Annotated in this window: 23 protein-coding genes; 21 read left to right on the forward strand and 2 right to left on the reverse strand. The window is 68.9% G+C overall.

What is annotated here, in order from left to right:
• Together QN357_RS05135 and QN357_RS05140 are read right to left on the reverse strand one after the other, a co-directional pair.
• On the reverse strand, positions 1-162 hold a 162-nt coding region (locus tag QN357_RS05135; RefSeq protein ID WP_323504625.1), incomplete at its 3' end, for a flagellar basal body protein.
• 10 nt (positions 163-172) lie between these two features.
• Positions 173-658, reverse strand: a complete 486-nt coding sequence (locus QN357_RS05140; protein ID WP_322135986.1) for a flagellar protein FlgN — start codon at positions 656-658, stop codon at positions 173-175.
• Between the two features lie 440 nt (positions 659-1098).
• On the opposite strand from QN357_RS05140, the gene QN357_RS05145 reads away from it, so the two are divergent.
• From QN357_RS05145 to QN357_RS05245, 21 genes are all read left to right on the forward strand, one after another.
• On the forward strand, positions 1099-2040 hold the full coding sequence (locus tag QN357_RS05145; protein ID WP_322140772.1) for a sigma-70 family RNA polymerase sigma factor: 942 nt from the start codon (positions 1099-1101) through the stop codon (positions 2038-2040).
• Between the two features lie 85 nt (positions 2041-2125).
• Positions 2126-3265, forward strand: a complete 1140-nt coding sequence (locus tag QN357_RS05150; protein WP_134561251.1) for a flagellin — start codon at positions 2126-2128, stop codon at positions 3263-3265.
• Between the two features lie 159 nt (positions 3266-3424).
• Positions 3425-4816: a flagellar filament capping protein FliD gene (gene fliD / locus QN357_RS05155; RefSeq protein ID WP_322135984.1), complete on the forward strand. Its 1392-nt coding sequence runs from the start codon at positions 3425-3427 to the stop codon at positions 4814-4816.
• Entirely contained in the window at positions 4813-5262 is a 450-nt protein-coding gene (fliS, locus tag QN357_RS05160; protein WP_322135983.1) for a flagellar export chaperone FliS, read from the forward strand. The genes fliD and fliS overlap by 4 nt, the downstream gene beginning before the upstream one ends.
• Complete coding sequence (locus QN357_RS05165; protein ID WP_134448947.1) at positions 5255-5581, forward strand: hypothetical protein; 327 nt, start codon at positions 5255-5257, stop codon at positions 5579-5581. The genes fliS and QN357_RS05165 overlap by 8 nt, the downstream gene beginning before the upstream one ends.
• A 109-nt stretch (positions 5582-5690) precedes the next feature.
• Positions 5691-7358, forward strand: coding sequence for an HNH endonuclease signature motif containing protein (locus tag QN357_RS05170; RefSeq protein ID WP_323504623.1), 1668 nt, complete (start codon positions 5691-5693; stop codon positions 7356-7358).
• Between the two features lie 183 nt (positions 7359-7541).
• The gene (locus QN357_RS05175; RefSeq protein WP_322135980.1) at positions 7542-7883 is read left to right on the forward strand and encodes a flagellar basal body rod protein FlgB; all 342 of its coding nucleotides are present in this window, start codon (positions 7542-7544) and stop codon (positions 7881-7883) included.
• Positions 7883-8275, forward strand: a complete 393-nt coding sequence (locus tag QN357_RS05180) for a flagellar basal body rod protein FlgC (RefSeq protein WP_134561248.1) — start codon at positions 7883-7885, stop codon at positions 8273-8275. Before QN357_RS05175 ends, QN357_RS05180 begins: the two co-directional genes overlap by 1 nt.
• Positions 8275-8595 (forward strand): flagellar hook-basal body complex protein FliE, encoded by a 321-nt coding sequence (gene fliE, locus QN357_RS05185; RefSeq protein WP_134448951.1) that lies wholly within the window; start codon positions 8275-8277, stop codon positions 8593-8595. Before QN357_RS05180 ends, fliE begins: the two co-directional genes overlap by 1 nt.
• Positions 8595-10214, forward strand: a complete 1620-nt coding sequence (fliF, locus tag QN357_RS05190) for a flagellar basal-body MS-ring/collar protein FliF (RefSeq protein WP_322140773.1) — start codon at positions 8595-8597, stop codon at positions 10212-10214. Before fliE ends, fliF begins: the two co-directional genes overlap by 1 nt.
• A complete protein-coding gene (gene fliG / locus QN357_RS05195; protein WP_322140774.1) occupies positions 10211-11230 on the forward strand; it encodes a flagellar motor switch protein FliG in 1020 nt (339 codons plus the stop codon). The genes fliF and fliG overlap by 4 nt, the downstream gene beginning before the upstream one ends.
• The gene (locus QN357_RS05200; protein WP_322140775.1) at positions 11220-11957 is read left to right on the forward strand and encodes a FliH/SctL family protein; all 738 of its coding nucleotides are present in this window, start codon (positions 11220-11222) and stop codon (positions 11955-11957) included. The genes fliG and QN357_RS05200 overlap by 11 nt, the downstream gene beginning before the upstream one ends.
• The gene (locus QN357_RS05205; protein ID WP_134448955.1) at positions 11954-13279 is read left to right on the forward strand and encodes a FliI/YscN family ATPase; all 1326 of its coding nucleotides are present in this window, start codon (positions 11954-11956) and stop codon (positions 13277-13279) included. The genes QN357_RS05200 and QN357_RS05205 overlap by 4 nt, the downstream gene beginning before the upstream one ends.
• Entirely contained in the window at positions 13279-13713 is a 435-nt protein-coding gene (locus QN357_RS05210; protein WP_134448956.1) for a flagellar FliJ family protein, read from the forward strand. Before QN357_RS05205 ends, QN357_RS05210 begins: the two co-directional genes overlap by 1 nt.
• Positions 13710-14426: a C40 family peptidase gene (locus tag QN357_RS05215; protein WP_134560265.1), complete on the forward strand. Its 717-nt coding sequence runs from the start codon at positions 13710-13712 to the stop codon at positions 14424-14426. Before QN357_RS05210 ends, QN357_RS05215 begins: the two co-directional genes overlap by 4 nt.
• Positions 14426-16504, forward strand: a complete 2079-nt coding sequence (locus QN357_RS05220) for a flagellar hook-length control protein FliK (protein ID WP_322140776.1) — start codon at positions 14426-14428, stop codon at positions 16502-16504. The genes QN357_RS05215 and QN357_RS05220 overlap by 1 nt, the downstream gene beginning before the upstream one ends.
• A gap of 83 nt (positions 16505-16587) precedes the next feature.
• Positions 16588-17076: a flagellar hook assembly protein FlgD gene (locus tag QN357_RS05225; RefSeq protein WP_322140777.1), complete on the forward strand. Its 489-nt coding sequence runs from the start codon at positions 16588-16590 to the stop codon at positions 17074-17076.
• Between the two features lie 73 nt (positions 17077-17149).
• The gene (locus QN357_RS05230) at positions 17150-18340 is read left to right on the forward strand and encodes a flagellar hook protein FlgE (RefSeq protein WP_134448960.1); all 1191 of its coding nucleotides are present in this window, start codon (positions 17150-17152) and stop codon (positions 18338-18340) included.
• 157 nt (positions 18341-18497) lie between these two features.
• Complete coding sequence (locus QN357_RS05235) at positions 18498-18803, forward strand: flagellar FlbD family protein (RefSeq protein ID WP_134448961.1); 306 nt, start codon at positions 18498-18500, stop codon at positions 18801-18803.
• Positions 18803-19615 (forward strand): motility protein A, encoded by an 813-nt coding sequence (locus QN357_RS05240; RefSeq protein WP_322135973.1) that lies wholly within the window; start codon positions 18803-18805, stop codon positions 19613-19615. The genes QN357_RS05235 and QN357_RS05240 overlap by 1 nt, the downstream gene beginning before the upstream one ends.
• Positions 19612-20544 carry a flagellar motor protein MotB gene (locus tag QN357_RS05245; RefSeq protein WP_322140778.1) on the forward strand — a complete coding sequence of 311 codons (933 nt, stop codon included), beginning with the start codon at positions 19612-19614 and terminating at the stop codon, positions 20542-20544. Before QN357_RS05240 ends, QN357_RS05245 begins: the two co-directional genes overlap by 4 nt.
• The last annotated feature ends 7 nt before the right edge of the window (positions 20545-20551 follow it).

Genomic DNA, 20551 nt, shown 5'->3' on the forward strand with positions numbered 1-20551 from the left:
GAGATCGACGCGCGTCACGGCATCCACTGACGAGGTCGTCACGCGCTGGCGGGTGTACCCCTCGGTGCCGGCGTTGGCGATGTTCTGGCCGACGACGTCGAGGCCCTGGCGGGCGGCGACGAGGCCGGTGTATGCGGTGTTGAGTCCGCCGAATGTGCTCATGGGGTTCCCGTTAGAACGACTGGTCGAAGAGGCGGGCGGGCGGGGTGGACGCATCCGCTGTGCCGCGGGCGTCGTAGGTGTTCGTGTTCACACGGATATCGGCGAGCGTCTCCTGGCTGGAGCGTGCGGCCGAGCGGAGCAGGTGTTCGTTGGCGTCGCGGAGTTCCTTGATCTGGGAGGCGAGCTCGCCGAGGGCCTTGAGGTGCGCCGTCATGATCTCGGTCCAGGGACCGACGGGGGCGTGGGTGACGAGTTCGCGGAGCGTGGCGTCTTCGTTCGTTCCCCACTCTGCGGACATGGCGGCAACCTCGACGCTGCGGGCGAGACCGGCTTCCTGCACGTGGCCGAGCACTTGCTCGACCTCGCGGGTGCCCTGCTGGAGCCAGCGGGTCTTGCCGTTCGTCAGGAGGAGCTGTTCTTCGTCGAGCTTGAAGACGAGCAGTTCGAGGAGCTCCCGCTCGCGCCACAGGAGGGCCGAGAGTTCATTGGCGCCCACGATTTCCTCCACACGATTCCGGTCGGGCCGAGGGACGCACGACCGCGTCGACTCTGGCTTCAGATGGCACTATCGGCAGGGTTTTGCCGCACGTAAGCGATCCGTGTGCCCAGACTGGCAGGTGGCGGCTGGGAATGTCCACCTAAATGAGGACAACGCTTTCCCAAAAGTGGGGGTGGCAGGGCGTGTCCGAGCAGGTAAGCGTTTCCCGGTTGGGGGGTAGTAGCCCCCCCAGAGTGGGGGTGCCGCACGGCCCGTCTCAGGGGCGGCTGATTGTATGTTTGACACGCGGACAAAACACTTTGTGTTAAAGGGGCCCCGAACCCCTGTCCGATCAGTGAATTTGTCCCAGTGCTCACCCGGTACGAAGCGAAGTAATCCTGGCCCTGCCAGAGGTCTCTCGCTCAACATCCGTTCGTGAAACACAAGGGGGCTGCGACGTGAATCGCACAGAGCGCAATCGGTTGGTCACCGACAACCTGCCCCTCGTCGGATACCTGGTTTCCGAGGTCTGGGCCAAGGCTCGTCACCTCTCACGCGATGATCTCGCGTCTGCGGGCGCGCTCGCGCTCGTCACGAGCGCGGATGCTTTCAACCCCGACCTCGGGGTTCCCTTCGGCGCATTCGCCCGTCGTCGCATCATCGGGGCATTCGCCGACGAGATGCGCTCCAACGACTGGGCCACCCGCACCGCCCGTCGACGCATCAAGGAAACCCGCGCCGTTCAGGAAACCCTCGCCGCCGCCCTCGGCCGTGCCGCGAGCGTCGACGAGATCGCCGCCGCACTCGGCGTCGACCGTGAGACCGCGGCTGCAGGCCTCGCCGACAGCGAGCGCACCGTGATCGCCCTCGACGACACCACTGCCGAGTACATCCCGGCGAGCACCGTGCTGCCGGGGGAGTCGCTGCTTTCCGCCGAGCGCCTCGCTTACCTGCGCGCGGCCGTGCTCGCGCTCCCGCCCAAGATGCGCGAGATCATCGAGCAGGTCTACTTCGACGACCGCCCGGTCAAGGACATCGCCGCAGACCTGGGCATCACCCACTCGGCCGTGTCCCAGCAGCGCGCGGAGGCCATCCGCCTGCTGCGCGACGGCCTCGGCACCCACTACGCCGACGATGAAGCCGACTACGTGCCGGAGTCCCGCGTGGCGCCGGCCCGCCGCAGCGCCTACCTGGCCAGGCTCGCCGATCACGCGATGCTCGGCATTGTCCAAGAGCGGATGCCCGCCGTCGCGACCGACCTTCCCCTCACGCAGCCGATCAGCTTGCCGGTGCCCTCGCGGACCGCCGCGATCGCCGCAGCGAAGTACGCCACCGCTGCGGGATCCTTCGGCGGCCACGGCGCCTACCCGGCCCGGGAATCTTTCTCGCTCAACGGCTAACGCACGATCGGCCAAGGCCGATAGATCTCAGTGTCAGCCCATGGATGGGTAGACGCACCGACACCCACTCACGGAGGAATACATCATGGGTATGCAGATCAACACCAACATCGCGGCGAACAACACCTACCGCAACCTGACCGCTACACAGAACGACATGTCCAAGTCGCTCGAGAAGCTTTCCAGTGGTCTTCGCATCAACCGCGCATCGGACGACGCGGCCGGCCTCACGGTCTCCGAGGCACTCAAGTCCCAGGTCGGTGGCCTCACGGTCGCCAGCCGCAACGCCCAGGACGGCATCTCGGTCGTGCAGACGGCTGAAGGTTCCTTGAGCGAGGTGCAGTCGATTCTGCAGCGCGTTCGTGACCTCGCCGTCCAGGCCGGTAACGACTCGAACAACAAGGACTCCCGCACCGCGATCACGACCGAGGTCACTGCGCTGACCAAGGAACTGACGCGTATCGGTGACTCGACGAACTTCAACGGCACCCAGCTGCTGGACGGATCGAGCAAGGCACTGAGCTTCCAGGTCGGCGCCAACTCCGATGCCAGCAGCCAGATCAAGGTCGACCTGACGGGTGCGAACGTCAACACCATCGCAACTGCGATCGGTGCGACGAACGTTGGTTCGTCCTACACGGTCGGCGCAGCCGGCACCAACGACGTCGTGCAGTCCTTCGTCGTCACGAACCCGGACAAGTCGGTCTCGACGATCGCGACGGCGGCGCTGTCGACCGGCGGTGGTACTGCGCAGGAAGTGGCCGATGCACTCAACAAGGACACATCCTTCTCCGGCAGCTTGATTGCTACCGTCGACACCGCAGGCAAGCTCAACGTCAAGGCATTGAACGGTGGAGCGGTGGCCGTCGCGAACCCTTCCGCCGGGCTGACCGCGGGTGCCGGTGGACTTGCTGCTTCGGGTGGCCTGGACTTCAGCACCGCTGCTGGCGCTGCGGCGGCAATCAAGGTTGTCGACGCTCAGCTCACCAAGGTGTCGACCGCTCGTGCCGACCTCGGTGCGGTTCAGAACCGGTTCGAGAGCGTCGTCAAGACGCTTGCCGTCTCGACCGAGAACCTGACCGCTGCCGGATCCCGCATCCGCGACACCGACATGGCCGCTGAAATGGTCAAGTACACCCGCTCCAGCATCCTGGTGCAGGCCGGTACCGCCATGCTCGCTCAGGCGAACCAGGGCAACCAGGGCGTGCTCAAGCTCCTCCAGTAAATCGGATAGCCCAGGCAGTCGGGCAACCGACCGGTGAACTATGGCCGGCGGCGCGCGGGAGATGAACTGGACCTCATCCCTCGAACGCCGCCGGCCATTCCACGTTCCACCCGCAGCACGACCAGCAGCACAGAGTTTCACACCTAAGGAGGTGGAGGCATGACGAACGCGATCGACGGGCTCATCAGCGGCCTGGACACCACGACCCTGATCAACTCCCTGATGACCGTCGAGGCTCGTCCCCAGACGCTCCTCAAGGCATCCGTCGCCACCTCTCAAAAGCTCATCACCGCACTCCAGGGCCTCAACGGCCAGGTCGCAGCCCTCGCGACCCTCGCGACCACGGCTTCGAAGCCGGCGGCCACCGACCTCTACGCCGCTACGAGCAGTTCCACGAGCGTGACCACGGCCATTTCGACCGGGGCCAGTGCGGGCCAGATCGACGTTGTCGTCGGCGCCCTCGCCAAGACCCAGGTCGGCGTCTCCGCCGCCCTGACCGTTTGGCCGGCCAGCCCCGCGGCACTCACCGTCGTCGTGAACGGCGTCAGCACCGAAATCACCCCGGCATCCACGTCCCTTGACGATGTCGTCACTGCGGTCAATGCGGCCGGTGCCGGCGTCACCGCGACTAAGGTCGCGTCGGGCGTGGACGCGAGCGGGGCCGCGCAGTACCGCCTCCAGTTCACCGCCACGGGCTCGGGACTCGCTGGCGCATTCACGGTCTACCAGGGGACCAAGGCAGAGGTCACGGCCAACACCGCCACAAACGTGCTCACCCAGACCGGTGCCGCCATCACGACTGCCGCACAGGACGCGAGCCTCACGCTCTGGGCCGGCACCACGGCCGAGCAGAAGATCACCTCGTCGACCAACACCTTCGCCGATCTACTTCCCGGGGTCGCGATCACGGTCTCCGCAGTTTCGACCACGGCCGCGACGATCAAGGTCGCTCGCGACGACGCCGCGATCAGCTCGCTCGCCTCCGGCCTCGTGAGCTCGCTCAACGGGATCTTCGCCCTCATCTCCACCCAAGCCGTCGTGACGAACAGCACGAACGCCTCCGGTGCCGCCGTCATGTCGCCGGGCGTTTTCACCGGGGACAGCGGGGTTCGTGACGTGAGCCAGAAGCTGCTCACCGCGGCATCCGCCCCGATCAACGGGCACTCGCCGTCGGAGTATGGCATCAGCATCACGAAGACCGGCACGATGGAGTTCGACGCGGCGAAGTTCGCGACAGCCCTCGCCGCCGACCCGACGACGGTCAAGGCCGCCGTGCAGGAGATCGCGACCCGGGTCGCCGCTGCGGCGACCGCAGTGTCGGACAAGTACACCGGTGCGCTCACGAGCGAGATCACCGGGCAGCAGTCCTCTGTGAAGAACATGAGCACCCGGATCGACGCGTGGGACGTCAGCCTGGCCACGCGACGCTCCACCCTGCAGGCCACCTACACGGCGCTCGAGGTCTCCCTCGCCGCTCTCAAAGCGCAGTCGAGCTGGCTCACGGCCCAGGTCGCTGCGATCCCAACCACTACTACTACGAGCGCTGGATGATGATGGCAATTATGAGCATGATGGGGAGCAACGCGCAGGCCCGCCGCGCACAGTTCAACCGCGAATCGATCCTGTCCGCGACGCCTGCGCGGCTCCTGACGATGCTGTACGACCGTCTTCTCCTGGATCTCAACCGCGCCCAGGCCGCGCAGCTCAACCAGGACTGGCAGGTCGCCTCGGAGAACCTGCTGCACGCCCAGGCGATCGTCTCCGAACTGTCGTCCTCCCTCAACGTCGAGGCCTGGGACGGCGCCGAAGGCCTGTTCGCGATCTACGTGTACGTGCAGAACGCACTCATGAGTGCCAACGTGCACCGGGACGTCAACCGCACGGTGGAGTGCATCGGACTGCTCGAGCCGCTGCGTCAGACCTGGCACGAAGCCGCCGAGCAGCTTCCCGCGCAGCCGATGGCTGCCCGGGTCGGAGGAGAGCTCGGTTATGCCTAGGCCGTCGGGATCGTATGAGGAGTGGCTGCGCGTGCTCGACGAGCTCGAGCGCAGCCTCGGCAGCGGCACGCGCAATGCGGTGCTCGCGATCGAGGGGGAGCGGTTCTCGACCGGCGTGCAGTGGCGCGCGCCTGAGCACCTGGGGCAGCTTCCCGTGCAGCTCGAGGAGCGTGCCCGGTTGCTCATCGCCGGCCAGCTCGAGTTGATCCGCGAGATCGAGGATGCGCGGCGCTCCGCCGGAGCACACCTGTCCGCCGTGCGCACCATCCTCACCGCCCAGCGCGCCAACGCGTCCGTCTATCTTGACGTCACCGGCTGATCGGACTCGTTGAGCGAGGCTTCTCCTCAACAGGTGCCTGATCAGAGGGAGTTTCCACAAGCCTGAGCCATGCTGAAAGAATGTCGGCGGTCCGTCGTAACGTGGGGGCATGACCGATCTTCCCCAGCCGCCCGCTTCACTCGATCAGCCGCATGGCGACCGGGTGCAGGGCGACCCGGTGCAGAGAGGCGTGCTCGGCGGGTTGCGGTCGATGGCTCATATCGTCACCGGGCTCGGTGGCTCGTCTGCCGCTGTCGACACGTTGAGCGATGACGCGGTGCTCGAAGGGCACGCATTGATTTCGGGAGCCCGGCGGGCACTCGACACCCAGGCGGCGTGGTTCGCCGCGACACTCGCCCGGCGGTCCCGGCCCGAACTCGGCGGCCAAGGCCTTGCGGCCCGGCAGGGGTTCCGGACCCCAGAAGATCTGCTGCAGAACTTGTCCGGGTCGAGCAAAGGTGACGTGAGCAAACTCTTCGCGGTCGGCCGGCTGCTCGCCGAGGCCGACGCCGCTGAGAAGGCCGCCCGGGAAGCCGCCGAGGCTCAGAAGTTGCTCGACGAGACTCCGTTCCTCGACGGCGTCCCACCCCTCGACGGCGCGGCCCCGGGCCTGCCGCCGGTCGACCCGCCAGTACCTGCGGCCGCGGTGCCGCCCTGGCACGCGCCGATCGGCCGGGCCCTGCGCGAGGGCTGGCTGAGCGTCGAGAAGGCAGACTCGCTCCGGAAGGGGCTCGGCGACCTGGACCGGGCGATCACCCCGGAGAAACTCGCCACTGCTCTGGCCCGGCTCCTCGCCGAGGCGCGCGCGGTGAACGCTGACCAGTTGTTCAAGCGGGCCCGGCGGGTGCGGGACGTGCTCGATGAGGCCGGCATTGCCGCCCGGGAGAAGGCCGTCTACGACGACCGGTCGTTGCGGTTCTGGCGGCTCCACACCGGGCAGGTGCGCATGGTCGGGTTGTTCGCCCCGGAAGACGGCGAATACCTGATGAGTACCTACGACGCCATTACCAGCCCCCGCCGGGGCGGGGTCCGCTTTGTGGACAAGGAGCAGGCAGCGTGGGCGAAGCGCGTGCAGGGCGACCCGCGCACCACCGAACAGCTCACCGCGGACGCATTCCTCGCCCTGACCAAACTCGGCGTCAAAGCCGACCCCAAGCGCATCGCCGGAAGCCGCAGCCCCGCCGTCCGCATGATCACCATCCGCCCCAGGAGCACCACACCCGCCGGTTTCGCGCCCAGGGGAACCACACCCACCGATGCCGCGCCAGCCGAGGCCCCGTCACCCACAGCCCACGCTGCGGCGAACCCCGAAACCGCGGCACCCGCGCTCCAGCCCGGCGTCATCGAGGGGACCGCGGTGACGGTCTCGGCCGAGACGGTGGAACGGAACCGGTGCGACAGCGGGCTCCTCGATGTCACCTTCGACGACCACGGCAGCGGCGTCGACCTCGGCCGGGAGCAACGCACCTTCAGCCCCTCCCAAAGGGTGGCCCTCGCCATTCGCGACGGCGGCTGCATGTGGCCCGGCTGCGACCGACCACCCTCCTGGACCGAAACCCACCACATCCAACACTGGAAAGACGACACCGGACAGACCAACCTCGACCAGGGCATCCTTCTCTGCAGGGCCGACCACCTGCGGCTCCACAACGAACACTGGCGCATCGCACGCGACGACACGGGCCGCTACTGGCTCACTCCGCCACCCGGTCTCGACCCCGAGCAGAGGCCCATCCTCCTCACGAGCAAGAGCGAGATCCTTCGCGACGACGACTGACGGGAGCGGGCGGTCGGCGGGCCGAAACGGCCGCTGCACCCCCCTTTCGAGCCAAGCGCCTGACTCGTGGAAAGAAGACCTAACGCGGGCCCGAACCGGGCCGATAGCTAGAGACGAGCACGGATTGCTCGCACCAGGCCACGGATCGGCCGTTCAGTACATCTGACGACGAATCGGGTAACCGTGCTTGAATCCGTGACCTCCACCGCTCTCACGAGCGCACTGGCCGCACTGTCCCTGCGACAGAGCACCATCGCGAGCAATATCGCCAACGTCAACACGCCGAACTACCACGCCAAGCAGGTCGCGTTCGAGTCCGCCCTGGCCAAGTCCGTGGCGAACGGCAGCGGCAGCACGACCGCGACGACGACAGATTCCCTCGAACCCACCAACGTCAACGGCAACAACGTCAACCTCGATACCGAGACGCTCGCGAACACGTCCACCGTTCTCCGGTACCAGTTCGCCGCCCAGGCAATGAACATGCCGTTCAGCGCCGTGCGCGCCGCGATGAAGACCGCCTGATGAGCCTCGACGCGATCGGAATCGCCGGCTCCGGCCTCACCCTGCACCGCAAGTGGCTCGACGCGATCGCCGACAACATCGCGAACGTCAACACCGTCACCCCCACGAGCGGCAATGCCTTCCAGGCCCGCTACATCGTGGCGCAGGCCGGCGCGGGCGTGAACGGCGTCGAGGTCGCGGGCACCGCACAGGGCTCGGCGACCGGCATCCTCGTCTCCGACCCGACCAACCCGCTCGCCGACGCCGCCGGCTACGTGCGCCGCCCCGACATCGACCTCGGCGAGCAGATGGGCGACCTGATCATGGCCCAGCGCGGCTACCAGGCGAACGCGGCCGTCGTCGACCGCGCCAAGACAACCTACGAAGCAGCACTTCAGATCGGCCGTGCCTGATGACCATCGCATCCATCGGGGCGCTCGCGCTCCAGGCCAGCCAGGCCACCCAGAGCGTGCAGGCCACGCAATCCAGCCAGGCCACCACGGCCACAGACGGCTCGGGCTTCGGAACCGCCATGGCCGGCGCCGTCGACAACCTGCAGCAGCTGCAGTCGACCGCGAACACCCAGGCTGTCGCCGCCGTCACCGGCAACCTCAACGACATCGCGAGCGCCACCATCGCCGCGACCCGCGCACAGGTGAGCCTCGAACTCGTCGCCGCCGTGCGTAACAAGGGCGTCGACGCCTTCAACGAGATCATGAGGATGCAGGCCTGATGCCCCGCCAGATCAGTTCCTTCTTCCAGCGACTCGGACAGAACATCCGTGAGTTCACCATCGCGCAGCGCACGGTTGCCATCATCGGCGTCGCGGTGCTCGCACTCGGCATCGCCGCGCTCACGATGTGGGCCACGAAGCCCGCGTACACGCCCCTGTTCTCCGGGCTCGCCGGCGCCGACGCGAGCGCCATCGTCGACCAGCTCGCGACCGACAAGGTCGACTACCAGCTCAGCGACGGCGGTGCGACGATCCTCGTTCCCCAGGCGGATGTCTACGCCGAGCGACTCAAGGCGGCCGCGGCCGGCCTGCCGACCTCGGACACCGGGGGATACTCGCTGCTCGACAAGATGGGCGTCACCGCGAGTGAGTTCCAGCAGTCGGTGACCTATAAGCGGGCCCTCGAGGGTGAGCTCGCCAACACGATCCAGGCCATGCAGGGCGTCAAGACCGCCTCGGTTCGCCTCGCGATCCCCAAGGACACCGTGTTCGTGTCCGAGAAGCAGGACCCGACGGCATCCGTCTTCGTCGCCACCCAGACCGGCGTGACCCTCTCGAGCGACCAGGTGCAGGCCATCGTGCACCTCACGAGCGCCTCGATCGACGGCATGAAGCCGACAGACGTCGCCGTGATCGACTCCAAGGGCATCGTGCTCTCGGCCGTCGGCACCGGCGTCACCGGGACCGGCGCCGAGCAGTCCACCGACTACGAGCAGCGCGTGCGCGGTTCGGTCCAGGCCATGCTCGACAAGGTGCTCGGCGCCGGCAACGCGACCGTCGTCGTCGCCGCAGACATGAGCGCGCAGTCGGCCTCGCGCGTGGAGGAATCCTTCACCTCGCCGACGAACGCTCCCGCCCTCAACGAGGCCGTCAAGACTGAGACATACACCGGCACCGGCGCCTCGGGAGCGGCCGGGGTGCTCGGCACCACGACCACGACGACGACACCGACGGGAACGAGCACCGACGGCTCCTTCACCTCGGCGGACACCACGAAGAACAACGCGGTCAACAAGGTCACCGAGACCCGCACGATCCCGGCCGGTGCCGTCAACCGCCAGACGATCTCGGTCGCGGTGAACAAGGACACGATCGGCAGCGTCAACGTCGCCGACGTGACCAGCCTGGTCTCCTCGGCCGCCGGCATCGACTCGACCCGCGGCGACGCGGTCACGGTCGAGGTCGTGAGCTTCAACGGCCAGGCCGCCGCAGACGCATCAGCGGCTCTCGCCCAGCAGGACGCCCAGACCTCGGCGGACCGGATGGGGGAGATCGTGCGCATCGGCATCATCACCGCCGGAATCCTGATCACCCTGATCCTCGGCATGCTGCTCTACGCCCGCCGCTCCCGCCGCCAGAGCCGCGAATCGATCGAGGTCGACGAGATGCTCCAGGTACGTCCGGCCCTCGCCCCCGCCGCGGTTCCGTTCGGCCTCACGACCCCGATCGCGCCCATCATGATCGACCCGAGCCCCACCGTCGCCTTCGGTGTTCCCGCCTTCACCCCGCCGGCCGCTTCCGAGCGGATGCGTGTGGAGATCGACGCCCTCGCCCAGCGCGACCCGAAGAAGACCGCAGAGTACCTCCGCGGCCTCATGGATGATCGGCAGCCCGCATGATCGATCCCCAGGCCCCCCTGACCGGAACCCAGAAGGTCGCCATCGTTCTGATGAACATGGAGCACGACCGTGCGTCCGAGGTGATGAAGCAGTTCACCGAGGCCGAGGCCGCCGACATCGCCGCCGAGATGGTGCAGCTGCGCCGGGTCGACACCGAGGTCGCCGAGACCACGGTCCTCGAATTCCACGACCTCACCATGCGCGGCACACGCTCCCCTCGCGGAGGCCACGCCTACGCGGTCGGCCTGCTCGAGGCATCCTTCGGCGCAGAACGCGCCGCCGGGGTCATGAGCCGGGTCGCCTCGTCGATGGCGGGCAAGGCCTTCGAATTCCTCGACACCGCCGAGCCGCTCCAGGTGCTCACCCTTCTCGACGGCGAACTGCCGCAGACCATCGCCCTCGTCCTCGCCCATCTTCGGCCGGAACACGCCTCCGCCGTGATCGCCGGCCTCGAGGGCAGCCTGCCCGCCGAGGTCGCCCAGTGCATCGCCGGAATGGGAACGGCGACGCCCGAGGCGATCCGCGTCGTGACCGACTCGCTCAAGGCCCGCGTCGGCGCCGTCAGCGCCACCAGGGACTCCGTCGAGGTCGTCGGCGGCATCCAGCCGCTCGTCGAGATCATCAACCGGGCGGATGTCGCGACCGAGCGCTCCCTCCTCGAAGCCCTCGACGCCCGCGACCCGGCCCTGGCCGAACAGGTGCGCGCCCGGATGCTCACCTTCGCCGACATCGTCCGCCTCGAGGACCGCGACGTGCAGCAGGTTCTCCGCGGCATCGACGCCGGTATCCTCGCGATCGCGATGAAGGGCTCCACCGACGGCGTCGTCGAGATCATCCGCAAGAACCTCTCCGAACGCAACCGGGAGATCCTCGACGACGAGATCCGCGCGCTCGGGCCCGTCCGCGTCTCCCAGGTCGAGGAGGGACGTGCGACGATCGTGCGTGCCATCCGCGACCTCGAGGCCCAGGGCAGCATCACCGTGACCCGTGCGGACGAGGACGCTTATGTTGTCTAGCCCCGCGATCCCGTTCCGTCACGCAGAGCCCGTGCTCGTGGATGCGTCCGGAGCCACCGCCGGAACCGCGCCCGCAGCCGGAAAGGCGACCACCCCGGTCGCCCGCGCGGCCGCCGAGACCGCCGGCGACCCGCCGTTCTCCGCGATCTCCTTCCCGACCCTGCGCGCAGTGTCCGGCGACAGCACGGTCGAGGCCGCCCGGGTCCAGGGGCATGCTGCTGGATACACGGCGGGCATGCGGGCCGCCGCGAGCGACATTGCGGCGCAGGTCGCACGCCTCGAGGCCGACCACGCCGCCCGGGTGTCGCAGGTCCAGGCGCAGCTCGACCGCACGGTCGGGCTCCTGACCGCCGCGAGCCACGCGCTCGACGAGCGCACCCAGCCCGTCCTGCACGAGGCCGAAGGCACCCTGCTCGCCACGGCGCTCGACCTCGCGGAGGCCGTGATCGGCTACCAAATCAGTGACGGGCCGAGTGCGGCACGGCTGGCCCTGCGCCGTGCACTCGACCCCGCGTCGCCGACCCGGCCGAACGTGGTGCGCATGCACCCCGCAGACCTCGACGTGATCGACCCGGCCGTCCTCGCCGCGACCGGCGTGACGTTCCAGGCCGACCCGTCGCTCGCCCGCGGCGACGCCGTTTCCGAGTTCGCGGACGGTTTCCTCGACGCCCGGATCTCCACCGCGTTCGAGCGGGCCCGCGCCGCGCTCCTCGGGGGAACCCGATGACCCTCACCTGGGAACCGCGCCCCGTTGCCCTCGCGCGCGCCCTCCGCGTCGCCCGCCCCGAGCGGGTCGGCGTGGTCTCGTCCATCGTCGGCCTGGGCCTCGAGGTCCGCGGGCTCAACTCGGCGATCGGCGACCTTGTCGCGATCGGGAACGACGCCGAGATCGACGCGGAGGTCGTCGCGACGACGCAGGACGGCATCCGCTGCATGCCGCTCGGCCGGATGACCGGGATCCGGGTCGGCGCACCGGTCCGGTCCGACGCGACCCCGCACCTCGTGCCCACCGGGAACGGCCTCTTCGGCCGTGTCATCGACGGGATGGGCCGCCCCATCGACGGCAAGGGCCCCCTCGTCGTCGAGGAATACGTCTCGATCGACCACGACAGCCCCTCCGCGATGCAGCGGTCGCGGATCACGACGCCGCTGCAGCTCGGCGTGCGCGTGCTCGACACCCTCACGAGCGTCGGCCGCGGCCAGCGCATGGGCCTCTTCGCCGGCTCCGGGGTCGGCAAGTCCTCACTCCTGTCGATGATCGCGCGCGGCACCGACGCGAAGGTCTCCGTGATCGCCCTCGTCGGGGAGCGAGGCCGCGAAGTCCGCGAATTCCTCGAGGACGACCTCGGTGCAGAGGGCCTCGCCCGGTCGATCGTCGTGGTGTCGACCTCGGACGAACCCGCCATGATGCGCCTGCGCGCCGCCTTCGTCGCGACCCGCATCGCCGAGTCCTTCCGCGACCAGGGCGCTGACGTCATGCTGATGATGGACTCGCTCACCCGCGTCGCGATGGCCCAGCGTGAGATCGGTCTCTCCGTCGGCGAACCTCCGGCAACCCGCGGCTACCCGCCATCGACGTTCTCCCTGATGGCGCGCCTCCTCGAGCGCGCGGGCACCGACCAGTCCGGCTCGATCACGGGCATCTACACCGTGCTCGTCGACGGCGACGACCACAACGAGCCCATCGCGGATGCCGCGCGCTCGATCCTCGACGGACACGTCGTCCTCGACCGCAAACTCGCCGTCCTCGGCCATTTCCCGAGCGTCGACGCCCTCGCCTCGATCTCCCGGGTGGCCTCCCGGGTCAACACCGCGGAACAGAACCGGCTCGCGGGAAACCTCCGCAAGGTGCTCGCCGCGCGGCGGAACGCCCAGGACCTCCTCGACGTCGGCGCGTACAAGCCGGGCACGAACCCGCTCGTCGACGCGGCCGTGGAGAACGAGGCCGCGATCAACGAATTCCTGCAGCAGCGGATGGACGACCAGACGTCCGCCCCGCTCGCGTGGGACCAGCTCACCCGGCTCACCCGGCTGTTCGGAGGCATCTGATGAAACGCGACTTCGCCCTCGCCGGACTCCTCCGGCTGCGCCACCTGCAGCAGGACGCCGCCGCCGGGGAACTGGCCGCGGCCAACGCCCTGTTGAACTCGAACGAGGCCAGGCGCGCCGAGGCATCCGCAGCCCTGACCGTGCTGCCCAGTGAGGCGACCGGCACCGCATCCCTCGCCGCGATCGCGGCCGGGCGCACCTCGGCGCAGAGCATGCTCGCCGACCTCGATGCGCTCGGGCGGGAATACCGGCAGACCGCTGAGACCGCGCACGCCGCCTTCACCGCGAAGCGTGCCGAGTCCGTCGGGCTCGAAAAGCTCGAGGGCCGCCACGGCCTGTTCGTCGCTGCGGAGGACCTGCGGGCGGAGCAGACCGTGCTCGACGAGATCGCGTCGACCGGGTGGCACCGCCGCAAGGCCGGAGGCACCCGATGACGATGGTCGACGCCCTGAGCCGGATCAGCACGATCCAGGCCACCCTCGCGCGATTCGACGCACTGAGCGCCGCGTCGGCGTCGACGGCCGCGGCCGCTGCCACAGCCACGACGACCACGACGGCCGACAGCACCGGAACCGCTGCGACCTTCGCCGACGCCCTCGCGGCGGCGGCCAGCTCGGCCACGACCGCGGCGAGCGGCGCGGGCGTCGCGACCGGCAGCGTGACCGGAACCGACATCGTCACCGCGGCGCAGAAGTACCTCGGCGTTCCCTACGTCTTCGGCGGCAAGAGCTCGAGCGGCATGGACTGCTCCGGGCTCGTGCAGAAGGTCTATGCCGACATGGGCATATCCGTTCCCCGCCTCGTTTCCGGGCAGATGAAGATCGGCACCGAGGTCGCGTCCCTCGCCGACGCGAAGCCGGGCGACCTGATCGTGACCGGCGGCGGAGAGCACATCCTGATCTACGCCGGAAACCACAAGGTCATCCACGCGCCGTACGAAGGCCGCACGGTCTGCGAGGTCGAGGCCTACATGAAGGACTCCGACATCGACACCATCCGCCGCGTGATCCCGGACGCCCCCGCGACGTCCAGCACGGCTTCGACGGCCTCGGCGACCGCTCTCACCGCGGCGAAGGCCGCCGCGACGTCCGGCACCGCCGACCTGCTCAGCGCCGCCCTCGCCTCGATGATGAAGAGCGCCTCCTGATGGCCGCCTCCTTCGGAAGCGCGGTGTCCGCGCACGCCTCCCTCGCCCGGGCCAACGCCCAGGCCCTGCTCGCACGCTCGGCGACGGAGACCCGGACCGGGAACGGCACGGGTTCCGGAGCGAACACGAGTGCGGGCAGCTTCGCCTCCGCGCTCGACACGGCCAGGGACGCCGGGACGACCCAGCGTCGCGAGGCCGCGAGTGCCTCCGTCGACGCGCAGGCCGTGACCGCACGGGCGGCCCAGGCGGCCCTGTCGCGCTCGGCCGCGGATGCCGCCGCTCGCGAGCGCATGGACGCTTCCGCAGCACGGTCCTCGGCGCAGGCCGCCGTCCGGACATCAGTCGACCGGACATCCGCCGCCCGGACGTCTGCGCTGCAGGACACCCGGGACTCCGCAGGGCAGTCCACACAGAAATCCGGAGAGACGGCACGGGACGCCCAGGATGCGCGCGCGGTCCGGTCGGTGCAGATCGCCAGGGACGTGCGCTCGGCCCGGGCGGCACGCGGCGCCCGCACGGAGCGGGATGCCCAGGCGGAACCCGTGCCGTCGTCCGGCCGGGGATCGATGAGCACCGGGGTCTCTTCGGGTCAGTCTGCAGTCGGAGCGGCCGATGGTCCCGGATCGGCAGCGGCCCAGCAGGGTGCGAGTGACACGCAGGCGACCGTCATGCGTGACCTGCTCACGGCGGATTCGGCGTCCCTCTCGGCCGCTACCTCTGGCACGACAGCTGGCTCGACAGCAGCCTCGACTTCGGGCGCGGCGCCCGGCGACAGCTCGGCTGTCGGCCCGGTTTCCTCACGCTCGGTCTCTTCCGGTTCGACGTCCGCTGATTCCGCGGCAGCCGGTTCCGCGACGCTCGGCCGGGCACTGCCCGGCGCCGTCACCGCGGAAGCGCAGGCTCCGGTCGGCGCAGCACAGGCGGCTGGTTCACCGTCGAATTCGACAACAGCAACCGCGACGACCGCCGGGTCTCCGGTCGATTCCTCGTCACCGGTCGGTGCCCTCGGGAACCAGGCGGCCGCCGCCGTGACCGGAACGACCACCGGCGGTGCCGGCGTCACCGCCCCTGCTGTCCAGGCCCCGACTCCCGGCGCAGCCACCGACGGGACGGACGCAACGAACGGTCAGGCGGGTCCGACCGGAGCGGCGGCCGCAGGGTCCGCCGCCGGCCTCACAGACCTGGCCGGCCGCGCATCCGCCGCAGCCACCCGGACCGCTGGCGCTCCCGGCGCCGCGAACTCGAGCCTCCCGACCACGGCGCCCATCGACTCGCGCGCCGCCGCGTCGGTCAGCCTCGATTCGGTCAGCAACGCCTCGAACGGCAACGGCTCTGACAGCAGTGGTTCAGCCAATACCGGTTCAGACAGTGCCGGCGCAGGCGGCTCGCGCGGGGGAGCGGTCGCCGACTCTGGCGCCGCATTCCGATCGGCAACGGCAACGGCCGCAAGCACTGCTTTCGCTTCTGCCGCGACTCCCGTGACTCCCACCGATCCGACAAGCGTGGGCACCGCATTCCCGGCCGCCCCGCACACGGTCGCTGCGAGTTCGACTGTCGCCGCGGCATCCGCTGCCGGCGCCTCGGCCGCGACACCGGGAGCGGCGCAGCTCGCCGACCTGCCGTTCGCCGGCCAGGTCGGCCGCGGCCTCGCGAGCCTGATCGGCGCCGCGAACGGCGAGCACGCGATGACCATCACCGTGAACCCCGACAATCTGGGTCCCGTGATCGTGCGGGCGCACATCGGCGGCAGTGCGATTCGGGTGGAACTGTTCGCCCCGACCGATCTCGGGCGGGATGCCCTGCGCGCGATCCTGCCGGAGCTGCGGCGCGACCTCGCCCAGGGCGGCACGGACACGCGGCTCGACCTGTCCGGGAACTCCCAGCCCGACGATTCCCGCGCTGCGGGCTCCGGTACCTTCGGCGCTCCCGGCCGGCAGGAGGCCAGGACCAGTCCGGATCCCGGATCCGTGCGGGCACCCGACCAACCGGGCGACGCCCGGGAGTCCGGCACGGCGGTCCGACCGCCGTTCCGGGACGAACCCCTCGGCTACCGCCCCTCTGTCGATGTGCTGGCCTGAATGACAGCTCAACGGATGACCGCCCAGAACCTGTTCCAGAACACGACCACAAGAACCACGAGAAGCACGAGAAGAGAGAATCCATGACGATCGAAGCCATCGTGGCCGCATCGGCAGCCGGAGCAACGGGAGCCGCGACCGCGACCGCCGGCGTGTACAGCGCGTCGACCACCTCGCGCACGCCGAGCCAGAGCCTCGACTCCGAGGCCTTCATGAAGCTCCTCGTCACGCAGCTGAAGAACCAGGACCCGAGTTCGCCGATGGACTCCAACCAGATGATCAGCCAGACGACGCAGCTCTCCATGATGGAGAAGCTCACGGCCCTGTCGACGACCTCCGACGAGAGCTTCTCGCTCCAGATGCGCATCGCGGCCGCCTCCCTGGTCGGGCAGAACGTGACATACACGGATGCCGCCGGCACCTCGGTCACGGGAGTCGCCTCCGCCGTGTCCTACGCCGGATCGGTGCCGCAGGTCACGGTCGGGGGAGTGAGCGTCAAGCTCGACGCGATTTCCGGGGTCACGACCCCGGCGACCACGACCACTCCGGTCGTCGCGACCACCACGACCTGACGCCCGGCGCGTCCCGCCCGGCCGTACTCCACCACACGCTTTCCACCCATACCGTTTCGAAAGGCAGCATCCCATGCTTCGTTCCCTGTATTCCGGAATCTCCGGCCTTCGCGCGCACCAGACCATGCTGGATGTCACCGCGAACAACATCGCCAACGTCAACACGACGGCGTTCAAGTCTTCCTCGGCGCAGTTCCAGGACACCCTGTCCCAGCTGACCCACGGCGCGGGCTCCCCGCAGACCGTTGTCGGCGGCACCAACCCGGCCCAGGTCGGCCTCGGCGTGCAGGTCGCCGGCATCTCCACCAACTTCGCCCAGGGCTCCACCCAGTCGACCGGTCGCGCAACCGACATGATGATCTCCGGCGACGGTTTCTTCGTGACCCAGCTCGCCGGCGAAACCCTCTTCAGCCGCGCGGGCGCCTTCGACTTCGACGCGCAGGGCCGCCTCGTGTCACCGTCCGGCGCGCTCGTGCAGGGTTGGAACGCCGACGCGAAGGGCACGGTCAACCAGGGCGGAGCGCTGGGCACCATCACCCTGCCACTCACCACAATTCAGCCGCCATTGGCTTCGGCAACGGCCACAGTGACCGGAAACCTGCCTTCGGATGCGGCTGACGGTACAACCCTGAGCCGGGAATTCACGGCCTATGACAAGACCGGCGCCGCGAGTCAGGTCTCACTCAACTTCACGTACAGCGCAGCGGCCCCGGCCAAGTGGACCGTCACTTCTCCCAACTCGACGAGCAGCACGATGCTCACCTTCGCGGATGGGTCACTGACCTCGACTGCGAACAGCCTGCCGGTCACCGTCAACGGTGTCACTGTCGCCGTCGACCTGGGCACGATCACGGGCGCCGCCAACCTCAGTTCGTTGACTGCCGCGAGCACCGACGGCCACGCCGCAGGTTCGCTCACGTCGTTCACCCTCGGCAAGGACGGCACCCTGACCGGGCTGTTCAGCAACGGCAAGCAGCAGTCGATCGGCCGGATCGCCCTCGCGACCTTCACCAACCCCGGTGGCCTCGAGAAGGCCGGATCGTCCGAGTACCGGTCGACCACGAACTCGGGCACCGCTGTCCTCGGTGCCGCCGGATCCGCCGGAATGGGCACCCTCACGAGCGGTTCCCTCGAGATGTCGAACGTCGACCTCTCCCAGGAGTTCACGAACCTCATCGTCGCCCAGCGCGGATTCCAGGCCAACGCCCGCATCATCACGACCTCCGACGAGGTCCTGACCGAGCTGACGAACCTCAAGCGGTAGTCCCGGCAGACGCAGGCGCGACCGGCGCCGGGTCCTTCGCGGGCCCGGCCGGCGGCATCCGCCTGCCCGCCCACACCCCGAGCTAACCTTCGGCGCGGAGCGACCGACAGTGGTGCCTGACGGCCGGTGTGGCCGTCGTGAGCCAGGGACGGGCCCCATGATCGTTGTGACACGGCTGAATGACAGCCAATTTGCGATCAACCCCGACCTGATCGAACGCATTCACGCCAGCCCCGACACGACCCTCGTCATGGTCGACGGGGCGAAGTTCATCGTCATCGAGACCCTCGACGAGATCATCGAGAAGATCGCCCGATTCCGGGCCCATGTGATCTCGCTCGCCTCCCTCACCGACGACCGCGACTACCGGTCCGGCGCCCGGTCGCTCGAGGTTCCGACGGGACCGCACGCGATCGAAGACGAGCTCGAACCGGGCAGCGGGCAGCGCCCGCGGAGGCTCTGATGGATCCGGCAACCCTGATCGGGATCGCCCTCGCCTTCGGCTCCATGGTCGCCATGATCACGATCGAGGGATCCTCGATCGCCTCCATCCTGTTGCCTGCTCCGATGATCCTCGTCTTCGGTGCCACGATCGCGGTCGGCATCGCCGGCGGAACCATCAGTGACGCCCTCAACGCATTCAAAGCGCTTCCCAGCGCGTTCAAGGGCAAGACCACCCCACCCCAGGACGTGATCGACCAGATCGTCGTGCTCGCCGAGAAGGCCCGCAGCGCGGGTCTCCTCGCGCTCGAGCAGGAGGCCGACGCCATCGACGACCCGTTCCTGCGCACGGCGCTGCAGAACATCGCGGACGGCACCGACGGAGACGAACTGCGGATCCTGCTCGAGGACGAGCTTTCGACCGCGACGAAGCTCAGCCGGAACGCCTCGAAGTTCTTCGTGACCCTCGGCGGCTACGCCCCGACTGTCGGCATCATCGGCACCGTCATCTCCCTCACCCACGTCCTCGAGAACCTCGACACTCCCTCGACCCTCGGGCCGATGATCGCCGCCGCATTCGTCGCGACGTTGTGGGGGCTCGTCTCGGCGAACTTCATCTGGCTTCCGATCGGGAACCGCCTCAAGCGGCTCTCCGACCTCGAGGTCGAACGGATGACCCTCCTGATGGAAGGCGCTCTCGCCGTCCAGGCCGGCAGCCAGCCGCGGCTCCTCGGCGAACGCCTCCGGGCCATGGTGCCGAACGCGCCGGCCAAGAAGGCCGCAAAGGCCGCCAAGGCGGACAAGGCGGACAAGCCGCTGTCTGAGGCAGCATGAGTGCCGGCGGCGGGCACGGCGGAGGACGCGGGCGAGGTCGAGGTCGCGGCCTCGAGGAGGAGCACGTCGAGCACGTCGACGAGCGCTGGATGGCGTCGTACATGGACATGGTCACCGTGCTGATGTGCATGTTCATCGTGCTGTTCGCGATGTCCTCCGTTGATTCGCAAAAGTTCTTTCAGCTCAAGAATTCCCTCGCGACAGGCTTCGGGGCCGTCGACGTCGGCAAGATCGACACGGCCACCGGGGTCGTCGTGTCGGCCGCGAACGCCAACGCCAGCGACCCGGCCGCGAAGGACCTCGGGACGGCGGGCGCAACCTCGACGTCGGCCGCGACAGCCTCGGCGACACCATCGCCAACAGCGACCCCGGCACCGACTCCCGCCCTCACCGACCTCCAGATCGCGACCCAGGAAATCGCCGACCTCTCCTCGGTGCAGGCGGCACTGAAGGCAGCCGTCACCGCGCAGGGCATCGACTCGATCGTGCAGTTCACGATCGACGCCCGAGGGCTGACCATCGGGCTCGTCGGAACGGATGCCTTCTTCGCTCCCAACCTCGCCACCCTGAGCCCGAAGGCGACGGCCGTCGTCGACGCCATGTCGCCGATCCTCGCCGGCGACAAACGTGAGGTCACCGTCGAAGGCCACGCCGACCGGCACGGCGTCACCGTGAATTATGCGACCGACTGGGAACTCTCCTCGGCCAGGGCGACGAGCGTCCTGCGCAGGTTCGTCGAGGTCGGCGGTGTCGCGGGGGAGCGGATCTCCGCGATCGGCTACGGTTCGACCCGTTCGGTCACGACTGCGGACACCCTCGACGCGATGGCCCAGAATCGCCGCGTCGACGTTGTCCTGCTTTCGAGCGAACCGGATGCCGTCCGCGCGCTGATCCCCTCGATCCTCGCCGGGCAGGCGGGCGCCCCCTAAGCAGCGG

The organism is Cryobacterium sp. RTC2.1 (assembly GCF_035018685.1).
In the GTDB taxonomy this organism is placed as follows: Bacteria; Actinomycetota; Actinomycetes; order Actinomycetales; family Microbacteriaceae; genus Cryobacterium; species Cryobacterium glucosi.